Genomic DNA, 15,671 nt, shown 5'->3' with positions numbered 1-15,671 from the left:
GTCTTAGTTCTGCTTTTCCATCCGAACGATGGTCATGGTGCCGTTGACGTTTTCCACGCGCACCTTGACCTTGTCGCCCTCATGCACCTGCGCGGCCATGGCGGTATCGCGGGTCTTGAACGCCATCGTCATCGCCGGCATGCCGACGTTCTCCAGCGGCCCGTGCTTGATGGTGACCATGCCCGTCGCGGTGTCCGTCTTGCGCACCACGGCATCCGTGAGCTGCCCTGCGGCGGCGGGTTTGGTGCCTTGCGCCGACGGTGACATGGCCATGCCGTTCATATTGCCCATGTTGCCCATATTGCTCATATCGCCTGCGGCAAAGACGGCGGTGGAACTCGCGGCAAGCACCGCCATCGCAAGCATCGTCATTGACTTCATCTTCATTGCATTTCTCCAGAGGTAAGGGAAGGCACGTCCGTGCCAGAGGAAACAGCCGGGGGTGTTGCATCGGGGCCAGCGCGTTGCGCTTGTCGCAAGCGGCGACGCTGGAGTAAGAACCAGGCGGCGGGAATAACGAACATCGACAGCAGCGGTGCCGTGACCATGCCGCCGACCATCGGCGCGGCAATGCGCTGCATGACTTCCGAACCGGTGCCATGTCCGACCATGATCGGGACGAGACCGGCGAGGACGACGGCCACCGTCATGGCTTTCGGACGCACCCGCAACACAGCGCCTTCGCGAATGGCGTCACTGAGCATGGCTTCGCTCAACGGTTCGCCAAGGGCCAGCCGGCGGTCGAGGGCGCCTTTCAGATACAGCAGCATCACCACGCCGAATTCCGCCGCGACACCGGCCAGCGCGATGAAGCCGACCGACGTGGCGACCGACACGGCGTGACCCAGCATCCAGATGAGCCAGAAGCCGCCGACCAGTGCGAAGGGCACCGTCGACATCAGCAGGGCGGCGTCTGCCGCCGAGTTGAACGTGAGGAACAGCAGGATGAAGATGACCGCGAGTGTGATCGGAATCACCGTGCGCAGTGTCGTGGCGGCTCGCTCCAGATATTCGAACTGACCGGACCACGCGATGGAATAGCCCGGCGGCAGCACGACCTTCTGTGCGACTGCGTGCTGCATGGCCTTGACCGCCGACTGGAGGTCGGTGTCCCGAATGTCCACATAGACGTAGCCGGCCAGCCGGGCGTTTTCGCTGCGGATCATCGGCGGCCCGTCGGTCAGCTTGATATCGGCCACATCGGCCAGCCGGATCTGCGCGCCCCGGTCGGTGACGACCGGGAGTTGCCGAAGCGACTCAAGCGAATCGCGAACTTCCCGGGGATAGCGCACGTTGATGGGAAACCGCTCCCGGCCCGCAATCACTTCACCGACGTTCTCGCCACCGACCGCCGACGACACCACCGACTGCACGTCTGCCACCGACAAGTTATAGCGAGCCGCCGCCTGCCGGTTGACGTCCACGTCGATGTAGCGGCCACCGTTCAGACGCTCGGCAAGCGCCGACGTCACACCCGGCACAGGTTTCACCGCCGCCTCGACTTGCGTGGCGATCTTGTCGATCTGCGTCAGGTCCGGGCCGGAGATCTTCACACCCACGGGGGTCTTGATGCCAGTGGAGAGCATATCGAGCCGGTTCCGGATCGGCGGCACCCAGACGTTCGACAAGCCCGGCACCTTGACCGTGCGGTCCAGTTCGTCGACCAGCTTCTCCGGCGTCATGCCCGGCCGCCATTCGCTGCGCGGCTTGAACTGAATCGTCGTCTCGAACATTTCCAGCGGCGCCGGGTCCGTGGCCGTATCCGCTCGCCCCGATTTGCCGAAGACGGTCGCAACTTCCGGCACGGTCTTGATCAGGCGGTCCGTCTGCTGGAGCAATTCCGTGGCTTTGGCTGCCGAAATGCCCGGCAACGCGGTCGGCATGTAGAGCAGGTCGCCTTCGTCGAGCGGCGGCAGAAACTCGCCACCCAGTCGCGAAATGGGGATCGCCGTCAGCATCAGCGCCACGACGGCGATGCCGATGGTGACCCATGGACGCCGCAGAGTTCGCTCCAGCAATGGCCGGTAAAGCCGGATCAAGACCCGGTTGATGGGATTGGACGCCTCGTGTGGAATGCGCCCGCGAATCAGGTAGCCCATCAGCACCGGCACGAGCGTTACCGACAGCCCGGCCGCCGCCGCGATCGTGTAGGTCTTGGTGAACGCGAGCGGCGAGAACAGCTTGCCTTCCTGTCCTTCGAGCGAGAACACCGGGATGAACGACAGCGTGATGATCAGCAGCGAAAAGAACAGCGCAGGCCCGACTTCGGCCGCCGAGCCGGCGATCAACTGCCATCGCTTCGCACCGGTGAGCGGCGTGTCGGGGTGCGCGTGCTCGAACGCTTCCAGATGCTTGTGGGCGTTCTCGATCATGACGATGGCCGCGTCGATCATGGCGCCAATGGCGATGGCGATACCGCCCAACGACATCAGATTGGCGTTCACGCCCTGATAGCGCATGACGATGAAGGCGGCCAGCACGCCCAGCGGCAACGAAAGAATGGCGACAAACGCACTGCGCAAATGAAACAGGAAGACCGCGCAGACCAGCCCGACGATGATGAACTCTTCGATCAGCTTGTCTTTGAGGTTGTCGACCGCGCGCTCGATCAGTTGTGACCGGTCGTACGTCGTGACCACCTCGACGCCCGGCGGCAGCGACTTCTTCAGGTCAGCCAGTCGAGCCTTGACGCCGTCGATCGTCGTCAACGCGTTCTTGCCCGAGCGCATGACGATGACCCCGCCGGCCACTTCGCCTTCGCCGTTCAATTCGGCGATGCCGCGCCGCATTTCCGGACCGATCTGGATGCGCGCGACATCGCCGAGCAGTACCGGCGTGCCTGCGTCGTCGCTGCGCAGCGGGATGTGGCGGAAATCGTCCAGCGTTTGCAGATAGCCGGTGGAGCGGACCATGTATTCCGATTCGGCCATTTCCACCACCGAGCCGCCCGACGCCTGATTGGCCTTCTTCAACGCGTCGATCACGGCGCTGTGCGTGATGCCGTAGGCGCGCAGCTTGTCCGGATCTAGGACCACCTGATACTGCCGGACCATCCCGCCAAGCGACGCCACCTCGGCAACGTCCGGCACCGACTTCAGCTCGAACTTGATGAACCAGTCGTTGAGCGCGCGCAACTGTCCCAGATCATGTTTACCGGTGCGGTCGACCAGTGCGTACTCATAGACCCAGCCCACACCGGTGGCATCCGGCCCAAGGGCTACGGTCGCGCCTTGCGGCAAGCGGCTTTGCACCTGATTGAGGTACTCGAGCACGCGCGAGCGCGCCCAGTACTGGTCGGTCTTGTCGTCGAAGAGCACATAGATGAATGCATCGCCGAACGACGAATACGCGCGAATCGTCTTGGCACCGGGCACGCCGAGCAACGTCGTCGTCAGCGGATAGGTCACCTGATCTTCGATGACCTGCGGTGCCTTGCCCGGATACGACGCCTTGATGATGACCTGCGTGTCCGACAGGTCGGGGAGGGCATCGAGCGGCGTTCGGGCGAGCGAGTACACCCCCCACGCCGCGACGAGTACGGTCGCCAGCAACACCAGAAAGCGGTTGTGGATCGACCAATGAATGATGCGGGCAATCATCGCTGGCCTCCGCCGACAGGCTCGACCTTCGTCAACTGGTATCCGTCGTCCGTTTGCCGGAACACGAAGTGCAGCGTCTGGCCCGGCTTCACCTCGGCAAAGGCCGTGGGCGATGCTTTGCCGAATGACATCGTCATCGCGGGCCAGCCGAGCGCCGGTACGGGTTGATGCGAAAACGTGATGCCCTCGGGGGTAACCGATTCGACTTTGCCCGTGGTTTCGTACGTTGGTGATGCACTCGCCGCGGCTGCCGCCGATGCACTGGCAGGCTTGTCCGGTGTCATGGGCATCGTGGGCATCATGGGCGGTGGGGCGTCTGCAACGGGCAACACCGATTTCAGGCTGGCTTCCGAGTCGATGAGGAACTGGCCCGACGCCACGACGCGCTGGCCGTCGCTCAGTCCGCTGACGATTTCCGTGTCGTTGCCGAAGTCGCTGCCGACCGTGACGTTGACCGGTTGAAGACGGCCGTCGCTGTTCTGCACGATGACGACTGTGCGTTTGCCGGTGGCGATGATTGCCTCGGAAGGCACGAGCAAGCGCGGGGCGGCTGCTTGGCCCGCGATGCGAACCCGGAGCCACATGCCGGGCGTGAGCTTGCCGTCGGCGTTGTCGAGTTCGAGGCGGGCGGCCAGCGTGCGGCTGTTCGGATTGATGCCGGGCAGGATTTCGCGAATCCGGCCGGTGAGGTGTTGTGAGGCGTCGGTAGCCAACGTGGCGTCGACGGTCATGCCCGGCTGCACGCGGGCGGCCATCGCCTCGGGAATGTCGACGATGACCCAGAGCTTCGACAGACCGGCGACCTTCGCCAGCGTCTGTCCCGGCGTGACCATCGCCCCGTTGCGCACGTTCAACTCGGTCAGCACCCCGGCACGCGGGGCCGGCAACACGACGTGAGTTTGCACCGTGCCGGTCCGATCCAGCGCCGAAATCAGCCCGTCGGGAATGGACAAGGCACGCATGCGGGCGCGCGTAGCGGCGAGCATGCCGTCGTCCATGTGGCTGCGTTTGAGCGCGAGGTATTCCTCTTGCGGCGGCAGCCAGTCCGGCACGTACAGCGACGCAATCGGTGCCCCTTGCTTCACCCGTTGCATCGGCGCACTCGCATACAGTCGGTCGATGTAGCCGGTCACGCGTGACTGGACAACATCGGCTTGCGACTCGTCGAACTGCGTACTGCCCACGGCCTCGAAGCTTTCGCTCACCGCCTGCCGGCGAACCGTGGCGTAGCGGATGCCCAGATTCTGCTGTAGATCGGCATTGATCTTGATGCCGTTCGAGGCCGCTTCGTCGGCATAGACGGGCACCAGTTGCATGTCCATGAAGGGCGACTTGCCGGGCTTGTCGAAGTGCTGATTCGGTTGCATCGGATCGTGCCAGTACAGCACTTTGCGCGCGGCAGTGCCGGTCGGCGCGGCGTCGGCCTTGCCGTCAGCCATTGCAGTTACCGACATCGGCACCGCTTCGCGTTTGCCTGCGACGTAGCCCGTGCCAAGCAGCGCAGCGGCGGCAAATAACCCGGCGATGCCGATGACCAGAGGTTTCTTGTTCATGTTCGTCTCCCTCATTGGTCCGCCGCCATGCTGGGCGGGACCACTTGATATTCGAGTTGTGCCCACGCCAGCGAGGTGTCGCGCTGCACGTCCAGCGCTTGCAACTGCGCTTCCAACTGCGCCCGCTTGGCCGCGAAGATGTCGGTCAGTGCGCCGTTGCCCGCCTGATAGGCAGCGGTGGCTAACTGCACGCGCTGATCGGCGGCAGGCAGCAGCGTTCCGTTCAGATTAGTCAGACGCTGGTGGCCGTTCTCGATGAGAGTGGCGAGGTTGTGGATGTCGGCTTGCACTTGACGTTGCGTGTCCTCGTACACCAGCCGTGCACGCGTGCCTAACTCGGCCTTTTCCGCCACATCGCGGTCTTGCCGGCTGCCACGGTGAATGGGCAGTGGAATGCTCACGCCGACCGACACCATGTTCGAGTACTGGCTGCCGCGTTGCTGATACGCGACCTCCCAGCTCCAGTTCGGTGTGCGGTCGCTGCGTGCAACCGAGGTATCGGCGTCAGCGGCGGCGATGTCGGCTTCGGCCGAAATCAGGGCGGGTTGCACCCGATCCAATTGCTCCGGCGGTAACGACGGCACCACCGAGTCGGTGGCGGGCGGGTCGCCGACCACGTCGCCGACCGTGGCCGTGGTCCAGCGAGACAAGGCGATGAGCGTGGACTGGAGCGTTTGCTGCGCTTTGAGGCGTTGATCCTGCGCCTGACCGAGCATCGCCTGCGCTTGCGCCACGTCGGCGGCCGAGGCTTTGGCACCGCGATACGACGCCCGCGTCGCGCCCAGTTCGTGGGTCATGTGCATGACCAGCGCCTGTTGCAACGTGAGGGCCCGTTTGGCATAGACGGCATTGAGCCACGCCGTCGCGGTCTGCTGCCGGACATTGGCCACTTGCATGAGATACGCCGCGCGATCGCGGTCGACTCTGCGGTTGCCCAGCGCGGTGCGCAGTTCCCGCTTCTCTGACGAGACCCACTCCTGTTCGATGCCGATACGGCGCATCGTCATGAAGTCTTGCCCGACGGTAAAGCGCTGGTCGCCGTTGATGGGCAGGTTGTCGATGCCTGCTTTGAGCGTCGGATCGGGCAGTTGCCCGGCTTTCACGGCGGCCTCGGCACTGGACCGGACGGACGCTTGCGCCGCCTGCATGCTGGCAGAGCGTGTCACCGCCGACTGAAGCGCGGCCTCAAGCGTGAAGGGAACGGATTGTGACGCGCTGGTCTCTTGTGCGAATGCACGGGGTGCACTGGCGCCAACGAGAGCGAGCATGATGAAGAGAACGCACGAGTGCGTTCGGGTGCGCCAGCGAATGGACGCACCGGGAATCGGATGCATGGTAGAACCCCGAATCGACGAACCCCATAGGGATTCGCGCTCCGCATGGAGCAACTTCGCCGCTTGCGCGACGAACCTTGATTAACAACTGGCTGGGGTCAGAGCGATGTGGGCGGGCGCCACGGGCCGTCGGGGGCGCGCACGCTGAGGGTGTCGGCGTAAGCGAACGTGACGGCGGTCATGGGGCCGAAAGGGCGGGTGGCCGACGGCAGGTCGACCGGGTGATACAGGCTGCCCAGTTGGCACTGGGTGGTGGCCTTGCAGAACGGCGCTTTGAGTTTGACGCCGTCGGGGGCTTTCATGGAATCGCAGCCGGGCATATCCGCAGCCATGGCGGCCATGTCGCCATCGTCCACCGACGGTGACATCTGCATCGGACAAGCGCCGGTCAAGCCGCTGGCCGCCAGCCCACTGATGGGCAGCACGGCGCAAAGCAGAAAGAGGCAGCAAATCCGCAGGAATTTCATCGTGCGGAGTATAGCAGTCCGTTATCTGCGTTGTCGGGGATTTTGGTGCCCATGGCCTGTTGTGGATGATTCATCGTTGGGTTGAATCGCTCACTCGTCGGCCGCATAGCGCTGCCGGGCCGATTGCAGCATGTACAGCGTGATGCGCTTCACCTCCGCCTGACTCTCGGCGATGTGCGCCTTGATCCGTGATTGCGCCAGCGCGACGTTGCCGTCCTGAATGGCGTCGAGAATGGCCGCGTGCTCCTCGTAGGTGGCGGCGATGCGTGGCACTTTCGTGAAGTCGAGTCGGCGGATGATGCGGATGCGCTCGGTGACGTCCTGATGCATGCGCGACATCTCGATGTTGCCCGTCGCCGCGACCAGTCCGGCGTGAAAGGCCTCATCGAGCGAAGCCACCGTTGCCGGGTCGGCCTCGCGCTGCTCCGGCGCGACGCACCAGATGGCGCGCAAGGCCGCCAGCGACGGCACCATCGCACCTTCGATGATGCGGGCGATGGCGGCCGACTCCATCACGATGCGAATCTCGTACAGGTCTTCGAAGTACTTGAAGTCGAACGCGCGGACTTGCCACCCGCTCTTGAAATGAACATCGACGTACCCTTCGCGCTGCAACCAGAACAGCGCCTGCCGCACGGGTGTCCGGCTGATTTGCATGCGGGTTGCGACGTCGCCTTCGCTGAAGCGGTCGCCGGGCAGCAGGCGAAAGTCGAAGATGTCGGCTTTGAGCGACGCATAGACCTGTGCCGCAATCGAGTGGGCACTGCTCGCCGGACCTTGCTTCTCCGGCAGAAGGGCATTGTTTTCGTTCATGGCAAAGACAGGTAGTGAAGGGGCAGCTAAGAAAGGGTCAGCTAATCGAGACGAGCGGATCGCCCGCGTGAATCATCATGCCGGGACGGCAGTGGAACGTGTCGACGATGCCGTCGCGGGGCGCTGCAATATGGAACTCCATTTTCATTGCCTCCAGAATCAGCAGCGGATCGCCTGCGCTCACCCGTTCGCCCGGTTGTGCGACCAGCTTCCAGACGCTGCCGCTGATATCGGCTGCGACCACCGAGCCGTCGATACGAATCTCGGCAGCCGGGTCGCCGCGCTCGGTGGCCTTGGGCGCGTGCGCCGATTCATGGTTCCACCGCTGGACCTCGGCATCGAACGCGGTCTTTTGCGCGGCCTTGAAGGTTTGCAGCTCGGGGGCAATGCGTTCGAGAAACGCGTTGTACTCGCCCAGATCGAAGGTCTCGTCTTCGATACGCACGCTTTGACGGCCTTCGCGGAAGTCCTGCCGAAGCTGGTCGAGTTCGGCTTCCGTGACCGGATAGAAGCGCACCTGATCGAAGAACCGCAGCAACCACGGCTTGCCGTCGATGAACACCTCGTTCTTGAGAAACTTGTTCCAGATCGGCAGCGTGCGGCCAATGAGCTGATAGCCGCCCGGCGAATCCATCCCGTAGATGCACATGTACACGCCGCCGATGCCCACGGTGCCCTCGGCGGTGTAGGTGCGCGCAGGGTTGTATTTCGACGTCATCAGGCGATGGCGCGGGTCGACCGGCACGGCACACGGGGCGCCCAGATAAACGTCGCCCAGCCCCAGCACCATATAGCTGGCCTCGAACACGGTGTTACGCACGTCGTCTGGCGTCGCGAGCCCATTGATGCGGCGAATGAACTCGGTATTGCTCGGCAGCCACGGTGCGGTATCGCGCACCGATTGCCGGTAGCGGGCAACAGCGTCGAGCGTGGCGGAGTCTTCATAGGCCATCGGCAGGTACACGACGCGGCTGGGTACGCGCATCGTTCGGATGTCGCTCAAGCCGTCATCGGTCGCCGCGACGACACGTACCAGCGCCCGTTGGTCGATCACCCGGCTGTCGTAGCGAATTTGCAGCGAGCGTACGCCGGGCGACAGCTCGAGAATGCCGTCATGCGCCTGCTCGCGCAGCGAGGTCATGAGCGCGTGAATACGAAAGCGCAGGTTGAGGTCGAGCACGTTCTCGCCGAATTCCACGAGCACGTGCTTGTCACCGGCTTGGCGGATCACGGTCTTGGGGCGCTCGCCATGGGCGGCCGTCTCATGCAGGATCGGCGACGTGCCGGGTGAGGTGAAGCTTGGAGTCAAAGCGGTCGCAATGCCGCCCGTGTCGAAGCCGTGGTCGAGCAGCGCATCTTGTTCGCGTTCGAGGGCAAGCGCATCGTCAAACGACATCGGACGGAAGCGGATCTTGTCGCCCGGCTTGACCTGCCCGACCTTCCACAACTCGGCTTTTGCGATGGTGACGGGGCAAACGAAGCCGCCAAGACTGGGGCCGTCACGGGTGAGGATCACCGGCATATCGCCCGTGAAGTTGATGCTGCCGACGGCGTATTCGCAATCGTGGATGTTCGACGGATGCAGGCCCGCTTCGCCGCCGTCGGCACGCGCCCACTCGGGTGACGGGCCATTGAGCCGGACGCCCAGCCGGTTCGAGTTGTAGTGCACCTCCCATTCGGCTTCGAAGAACGCAGTAATCGACGCGGGTGTAAAGAAGTCCGGCGCGCCATGAGGGCCGTAGAGCACGCCGATGTCCCACGTCTTGCCGTAGGCCGGCACCAACGCTTGCGGTAACGCGACCGGTGCATGCCGGGGCGCGAGGCCGGCGGTCGCCGGCGCCGTTGGGTCGGCAATCGGCAGGATGTCGGAGGGGCGCAAGGTACGCCCGCCGTGTCCACCGAATTGCCCCAGCGCAAACGTGGCACGACTGCCCAAATAGACCGGCACGTCGAGCCCATTGCGCACGGCGAGATAGGTGCGGCAGCCGCTGAGTGTCTTGCCCATGCGCAGCGTCTGGCCGGACTTCACGGTAATCGGGGCCCAGAACGCGACGGTTTCGCCGTCCAGCGTGGCGTCGGTCGGTGCGCCGGTCAGCGCGATGACAGTGTCTTGCCAGAAGCGCAGCGTTGGGCCGACGACGGTCGCCTCGATGCCCGCGGCCTGCGCCACGTTGCCGACGATGGTGTTGCCCACGCGAAATGCCCAGTCGTCCATTGGGCCGGACGGCGGCACGCCGATGTCCCAATAGCCGACGCGTCCCGGATAGTCCTGAACGGTGGTGTAAGTGCCCGGCTCGATGACTTCGATGGCGTTTGGCGCGTAAGCAAACGTGTCGAGCGCGCGCGTCGAGACATTGCCGGTGCCGAAGGTCTCGGAGGCGACCACGGCGCGAAGGTAGTCAAGGTTCGTCGCGATGCCGCCAAGGCGCGTCTGCGACAAGGCCTGTTGCAGGTTGGCGATGGCGGCCGGGCGGTCGTCGCCAAAGGCGATGATTTTGGCGATCATCGGGTCGTAATGTGCCGAGACTTCCGTGCCGGTCGACACCCATGTATCGACGCGAACGCCGGCCGGGAATACGGCTTCCGTCAATACGCCGGGGCTCGGGGCGAAGTGCTTCAGCGGATTCTCGGCGTAGACGCGCACTTCGATGGACGCGCCACGCCCGGTGATGTCCTGCGTCAGCGATGGCGGCTCACCCGCCGCCGTCCGGATCATCCATTCCACGAGATCGATGCCGGTGACTGCCTCGGTAATGGCGTGTTCCACCTGAAGCCGCGTGTTGACTTCGAGGAAGTAGAACTGGGCCTGCGGGGCGTCGTAAATGAACTCCACCGTGCCGGCGGATCGGTAAGCGACCGATTGACCGAGTCGGCGGGCAGCGGCCAGCAATTGTTCTCGTATCTCGGCGGGCAGATTGGGCGCGGGTGTTTCTTCGACGACTTTCTGGTTCCGCCGCTGCAACGAGCAGTCGCGCTCGCCCAGCGTGATGACGTTCCCTTGGCCATCGCCGAAGATTTGCACTTCTACGTGGCGGGCCCGGTCGACGAAGCGCTCCACGAAAACGCCCGCGTTCGCAAAGAACGATTTGCCCAGACGTTGCACCGAGGCGAAGGCCGCCGTCAGTTCCGCCGCGTCGTCGCAGCGAGTGAGCCCGATGCCGCCGCCTCCGGCGGTGCTCTTGAGCATGACCGGGTAGCCGATGGCGTCGGCCGCTGCGTGTGCCGCGTCGATGTCTTCGAGCAGGCCTGAGCCCGGCGTCAGCGGCACGCCCGCTTGTTCTGCCAACGCTCGGGCGGCGTGCTTCAGGCCGAACTGCGACATCTGCGCGGGCGTCGGTCCGACGAACGCGATGCCTTGCGCTTCGCACTCGGCGGCAAATTCGGCGTTCTCCGAGAGGAACCCGTAACCGGGAATGATGGCCTGCGCGCCGCTCGACTTTGCCGCAGCAAGGATCAGGTCGGTGCGCAGATAACTCTCTGCCGCCGTGTTGCCGCCGAGCGGTACGGCGATGTCGGCGGCACCAACGTGCAGGCTGTTGCGGTCGGCGTCGGAATAGACGGCCACGCTGCGAATGCCCATGCGCGCCAGCGTGCGGGCAATGCGACACGCGATCTCGCCACGGTTGGCGATCAGAACGGTATGAAACATGGCGGGCTCCGGGGTCAGTGCGCGGTCGCGGTGGCGATGTTGCGCATCGCTTGCAGGTAGTCGGCCCAGCCGCCGAATTCGGTAATGTCTTTCGCCTCGCGGAGCGCAAACGGCTCGCAGATGAAGCCCTTCACGCGTCGCCCGTCGGCGAGTTCCAGCGTGCCGATGCCGAGCGGCGCCGGAATGCCTGCGACAAACGTGCCGAAGGTTTCGGCGGGGACATCCCACAACTCGACGCGAATCGGCGCACCGCTGTCGGCGCGGGCGAGCCCGGGTTTGGGTGGCGATGTGTTGGCGAGTGCGTAAAGCCGGTAGTCCGCGCTGGTCGTCGTGGCTTCGACGAAGCGCGCGTTGCGCGACGTCAGCTCGTGATTGAGCGGCATGCCGCGCAGATGGGCGCCGACGACGGCCACCCGAATGGTTGCTGCACCCTCGGCACGTGCAGGGAGCGACACGTCCTTCGGCAGCGGCAGGCCGGTCGCGCCGCGCGGCAGCTCGGTGCGTTGATGCCACTTGGCGGCGTAGGCGGCGAGCGCACGTTCGCGCCAGGCGTCGGCGATCAGCGTGATGCCGAACGGCAGGCCGTCGCTTCGAATACTGGCGGGCACGGAGATGGCGCTCCAGTCCAGCAGATTGACGAAGTTGGTGTACTTGCCCTGATTGCTGTTCAGGCGCACGGGATCGTCGAGCAGTTCGGCGATTCGGTAGTGCGTGGGGGCCGTAGGCACGAGCAGGGCGTCGAACTGTGCGAGGAGGGCGTCGGCACGGCGCTTGAGGTCCGCGAGGCGATACACGCCGTCGAACGCATCGGCGGCGGAGAACTGCGTCGCCTTGAAGATGATGTCGCGCACGACCGGATGAATGTCGGCCTCGTTGGCCTGTGCGAAGTCCCGCACCGCTGCGTACCGCTCGGCGACCCATGCGCCGTCGTAAAGCAACGCCGCGACCTCGTCGAACAGCGAGAAGTCGATCGGCACACAGGTCGCGCCTTGCGCCTGCATGGCGGCCACTGCGTCGCGGAAGGCTTGTTCTGCCAACGCGTCGCCGAAGAATTCGGGCTGCTGGGGAATGGCAAAACGCGGGGCATCGGGCACGCGCCAAACCAAGGCGGACGATGGCGCTTCACGCGACAGGCCATCGGCGGGATCGAGCGCAGCGGCGACGTCATACACCCGAGTGGCATCGCTGAGCGTCGTCGCAAAAACAGACACGCAGTCGAGCGTGCGGCAGGCGGGCACCACCCCGGTATTGCTGAACGCGCCGCGCGTGGGCTTGAGGCCGACGATGTTGTTCAGCCCTGCCGGCACGCGCCCGGAGCCTGCCGTGTCGGTGCCGAGCGAGAACGGAACCAGGCCGCGTGCGACCACCGAGGCCGAGCCTGAACTGGAGCCGCCGCTGATGTAGTCGGCATCGAACGCGTTGGTGGGAATGCCGTACGGGGAGCGCACGCCAACGAGTCCGGTGGCGAACTGATCGAGATTGGTCTTGCCGATGACGATGGCGCCGGCGTCGACCAGTCGTGCGATAACGGTCGCGTCGCGATCCGGGGTGTAGGCAAAGGCCGGGCAGCCGGCCGTCGTGTCGAAGCCGAGCGCGTCGATGTTGTCCTTGGCGGCAAACGGCACGCCGTAGAGCGGCAGCTTGCCTTGGTCGCCACCCGCAGCGGCCAGCCGGTCGGCAAGACGCGCGAGTTGGTCCGCGAGTGCCGTTTCCGATACCACGGAGATCCATGCCGGGTCGGGGGCAAGCAACGTCTGGCGCAATGCAGTGAGCAAAGCTTCCGGGGTTGCCCCGCCGCGATACGCCTCAAGCCACTCGCCGATGGTCCATCCACGCATTTGGTACTCCTTCTTGTGTACAAGTTTGCATTTGTATTAACAAGAAGCGTGCCAAGGCTTGCGGGTAAAGGCTTTGGCGGTTTTGCGGGCGAAGTTGGTGCGCTGTGGCCGCGCAGTTTTTGTTCGTGTTGGTGCGCGTGGGCACCATGGACACGCGCGCGCACCTCAAGCGAGCCGTAGTGCACCAAAGCCAGACCAACTACCTTGAAAGCGAGTATTGCGTGAGTGACTGCGGTTCCGTAATGTGTGCTCAGGTTCGGTGAATCGCGCGCAGACGGCGGAAAACCAAACCGGACGCAGGGCCGCAACTCGTAGGTCGTGTATGTCAATTCACAGGGAGTGTGAGATGCCAGTACAACAACGCGATGTGGCAAGACAAGTGTTGGGTGCTTTCGCCGCCGGCCTGCTGTTGGCAAGCGTCGGCGCGCAGGCCGAGCCGCTGCAACTGCCGACGGTAAAGGACGCAACGCAAACACGATTGTTGCGGGAAGCCGACGCTCAGTACCAACGTTATGCGGATGCGCAGAACGTGTTCTTCTACGTCGACACCGCCAAGTCAGGCGATTGGCCGTGTCAGGTACCTGCGGCCCAACTGACGTCGCTGACGGGGACCTCCGATTACTCGGCAGGTGACGGCCCGACGGGTTACGGTCATCGCTACACCAACGTGGTCGTTCGCCCGGTGTCGGCCAGTTGCAAAGCCGGCAAGCTGGACGGACAAGTCGAGTTGGTCTACGAAGCGGTGCGCGAGTCGTGGGGGCCGAGCTATCGCGGGAGTTCTCAGCAGACCGGGCGCATCGTCGCGGAGATCGCAGACGGCAAGCTGGTGCATCGGCTGGAGTTGCGTAAATCGGTCGAGGGGTCGAAGGACGGCGGCGGGACCGCTATACCGACGACGGCGGTTGCCAGTAGCGCCGAAGCGCCGGTGGGCGATTTCATGAATAGCGCGACGATTCTCGTGACAGGAGACGGTTCGAGAGTCTTCCTGAAGCGGCCCGTGAAGACGGCGCGCGGTCCGCGCCTTGAAAAGGCGTTCTACATCGGCACGACATTGATTGCCGTCGATCATGCCGATGCCAACGGTACGCCCGACGGTCTCTCAGTCAACTACAAAGGCGGTACGGAGACCAAAAGCTGCATGAGCCAAGGCAAGCCCGCCGATATGAAGGTCTGCGGCAAATAGTGGCCGTGGCGATGACGACGGGATGAAGCACGAAAGCCAACGTGGGTGGCCACGTTGGCTTTCTCTTTGATGGCGCAGCGCTTATTTGTCTTGCTCGTGGCTCATGGCCGCCGTGGCGAGTGCCGTTGCCACGGCCGGTGCTGCTTCCTTGCGCTCGCTGTACCGGTCCGTCAGGTAGTCGGAGCGGTCACGCACCAGCAATGTGAACTTGATCAGTTCCTCCATGACGTCGACAACCCGGTCGTAATAGGGCGACGGCTTCATGCGGCCATTCGCATCGAACTCCTGATACGCCTTCGCGACCGACGACTGATTCGGAATCGTCACCATGCGCATCCAGCGCCCGAGCACGCGCAGCGCATTGACCGAATTGAACGACTGCGAGCCGCCGCAGACCTGCATCACGGCAAGCGTGCGGCCCTGCGTCGGGCGAATACCGCCCATTTCGAGCGGCAGCCAGTCGATCTGATTCTTGAAGACGGCGCTCAGGGTGCCATGACGTTCCGGGCTGCACCACACTTGGCCTTCCGACCACTCAGAGAGCTTGCGCAGTTCGACCACCTTCGGATGATCGGCCGACACGCTGTCCGTCATCGGCAAGCCATGCGGATCGAAGATGCGGGTCTCAGCCCCGAAGTGCTGAAGGATGCGCTCGGCTTCCTGTACCAGCAAACGGCTGTACGACGTCTCGCGCAGCGAACCGTAGAGCAGAAGGATGCGAGGCGGATGGGTGCCGACCTTGGCGGGTTCGAGCTTGCGAAGGTCGGGCACGTCGAGGGCTGGGTGGTTGACGTTGGGCATATCGAGGTTCATTCGACCCTCCGGCCTTGGGCGTCGATGACGGCTTCACCGTCTTCTTTGGTGAACGCGCCTTGTTGCGGCGACGGCAGGATATCGAGCACGCGCTCGGACGGACGGCAGAGGCGCGTGCCCAAGTCCGTCACGACGAACGGACGATTGATCAGGACCGGATGCGCGAGCATGGCGTCGAGCAACTGATCATCGCTAAGCGACGGGGCAGCAAGACCCAACTCGTCGTAGGGCGTGCCTTTCTCCCGAATGGCCTCGCGCACGGTGAGTCCCGCGTCGCGAATCATGGTTTGCAGGGTATTCCGGTCGGGCGGCGTGTTCAGGTATTCGATGATCACGGGCTCGATACCCGCGTTGCGAATCATCGCCAGCGTGTTGCGCGACGTGCCGCACGCGGGATTGTGAAAGATGGTGACGGACATGAC

Annotated in this window: 11 protein-coding genes; 1 reads left to right on the top strand and 10 read right to left on the bottom strand. The window is 64.2% G+C overall.

Features of this window, described 5'->3' with window-relative positions; genetic code table 11:
* Positions 1-3: 3 nt before the first annotated feature.
* From CDV46_RS25945 to atzF, 8 genes are all read right to left on the bottom strand, one after another.
* Complete coding sequence (locus tag CDV46_RS25945) at positions 4-387, bottom strand: copper-binding protein (RefSeq protein WP_176399203.1); 384 nt, start codon at positions 385-387, stop codon at positions 4-6.
* Entirely contained in the window at positions 384-3,599 is a 3,216-nt protein-coding gene (locus CDV46_RS25940; protein ID WP_087725930.1) for an efflux RND transporter permease subunit, read from the bottom strand. The genes CDV46_RS25945 and CDV46_RS25940 overlap by 4 nt, the downstream gene beginning before the upstream one ends.
* Complete coding sequence (locus tag CDV46_RS25935; RefSeq protein ID WP_087725928.1) at positions 3,596-5,152, bottom strand: efflux RND transporter periplasmic adaptor subunit; 1,557 nt, start codon at positions 5,150-5,152, stop codon at positions 3,596-3,598. Before CDV46_RS25935 ends, CDV46_RS25940 begins: the two co-directional genes overlap by 4 nt.
* Positions 5,153-5,163: 11 nt before the next feature.
* Positions 5,164-6,420, bottom strand: a complete 1,257-nt coding sequence (locus tag CDV46_RS25930; protein WP_087726107.1) for a TolC family protein — start codon at positions 6,418-6,420, stop codon at positions 5,164-5,166.
* Positions 6,421-6,584: 164 nt separating this feature from the next.
* Positions 6,585-6,953: a hypothetical protein gene (locus CDV46_RS25925; protein WP_087725926.1), complete on the bottom strand. Its 369-nt coding sequence runs from the start codon at positions 6,951-6,953 to the stop codon at positions 6,585-6,587.
* A gap of 90 nt (positions 6,954-7,043) precedes the next feature.
* Positions 7,044-7,766 carry a GntR family transcriptional regulator gene (locus CDV46_RS25920; protein WP_087725924.1) on the bottom strand — a complete coding sequence of 241 codons (723 nt, stop codon included), beginning with the start codon at positions 7,764-7,766 and terminating at the stop codon, positions 7,044-7,046.
* 37 nt (positions 7,767-7,803) lie between these two features.
* On the bottom strand, positions 7,804-11,415 hold the full coding sequence (gene uca / locus CDV46_RS25915; RefSeq protein WP_087725922.1) for an urea carboxylase: 3,612 nt from the start codon (positions 11,413-11,415) through the stop codon (positions 7,804-7,806).
* Between the two features lie 14 nt (positions 11,416-11,429).
* Positions 11,430-13,253 (bottom strand): allophanate hydrolase, encoded by a 1,824-nt coding sequence (gene atzF / locus CDV46_RS25910; RefSeq protein WP_087725920.1) that lies wholly within the window; start codon positions 13,251-13,253, stop codon positions 11,430-11,432.
* 346 nt (positions 13,254-13,599) lie between these two features.
* Between atzF and CDV46_RS25905 the strand changes: the two genes are divergently transcribed.
* On the top strand, positions 13,600-14,436 hold the full coding sequence (locus tag CDV46_RS25905) for a hypothetical protein (protein WP_140413487.1): 837 nt from the start codon (positions 13,600-13,602) through the stop codon (positions 14,434-14,436).
* 81 nt (positions 14,437-14,517) lie between these two features.
* On the opposite strand, the gene arsH is transcribed toward CDV46_RS25905, so the two are convergent.
* Both arsH and arsC read right to left on the bottom strand, forming a co-directional pair.
* Positions 14,518-15,249: an arsenical resistance protein ArsH gene (arsH, locus tag CDV46_RS25900; RefSeq protein ID WP_087725916.1), complete on the bottom strand. Its 732-nt coding sequence runs from the start codon at positions 15,247-15,249 to the stop codon at positions 14,518-14,520.
* The gene (arsC, locus tag CDV46_RS25895; RefSeq protein WP_087725914.1) at positions 15,246-15,668 is read right to left on the bottom strand and encodes an arsenate reductase (glutaredoxin); all 423 of its coding nucleotides are present in this window, start codon (positions 15,666-15,668) and stop codon (positions 15,246-15,248) included. The genes arsH and arsC overlap by 4 nt, the downstream gene beginning before the upstream one ends.
* Positions 15,669-15,671: the final 3 nt, after the last annotated feature.

Origin of the sequence: Pandoraea sp. PE-S2T-3 (assembly GCF_002179965.1) — a bacterium.
Taxonomy (GTDB): domain Bacteria; phylum Pseudomonadota; class Gammaproteobacteria; order Burkholderiales; family Burkholderiaceae; genus Pandoraea.
Note: the sequence above shows the minus strand (reverse complement) of the source record. Positions and strands in the feature narration are given on the sequence as shown.

Excerpts from the sequence above, each read along its gene's own strand:
- CDV46_RS25925 (WP_087725926.1), bottom strand. The coding sequence starts at position 6,953 with ATGAAATTCCTGCGGATTTGCTGCCTCTTTCTGCTTTGCGCCGTGCTG.
- CDV46_RS25905 (WP_140413487.1), top strand. The coding sequence starts at position 13,600 with ATGCCAGTACAACAACGCGATGTGGCAAGACAAGTGTTGGGTGCTTTC.
- CDV46_RS25940 (WP_087725930.1), bottom strand. The coding sequence starts at position 3,599 with ATGATTGCCCGCATCATTCATTGGTCGATCCACAACCGCTTTCTGGTG.
- arsH (WP_087725916.1), bottom strand. The coding sequence starts at position 15,249 with ATGAACCTCGATATGCCCAACGTCAACCACCCAGCCCTCGACGTGCCC.
- CDV46_RS25930 (WP_087726107.1), bottom strand. The coding sequence starts at position 6,420 with ATGCTCGCTCTCGTTGGCGCCAGTGCACCCCGTGCATTCGCACAAGAG.
- uca (WP_087725922.1), bottom strand. The coding sequence starts at position 11,415 with ATGTTTCATACCGTTCTGATCGCCAACCGTGGCGAGATCGCGTGTCGC.
- arsC (WP_087725914.1), bottom strand. The coding sequence starts at position 15,668 with ATGTCCGTCACCATCTTTCACAATCCCGCGTGCGGCACGTCGCGCAAC.
- CDV46_RS25935 (WP_087725928.1), bottom strand. The coding sequence starts at position 5,152 with ATGAACAAGAAACCTCTGGTCATCGGCATCGCCGGGTTATTTGCCGCC.
- CDV46_RS25920 (WP_087725924.1), bottom strand. The coding sequence starts at position 7,766 with ATGAACGAAAACAATGCCCTTCTGCCGGAGAAGCAAGGTCCGGCGAGC.
- CDV46_RS25945 (WP_176399203.1), bottom strand. The coding sequence starts at position 387 with ATGAAGATGAAGTCAATGACGATGCTTGCGATGGCGGTGCTTGCCGCG.
- atzF (WP_087725920.1), bottom strand. The coding sequence starts at position 13,253 with ATGCGTGGATGGACCATCGGCGAGTGGCTTGAGGCGTATCGCGGCGGG.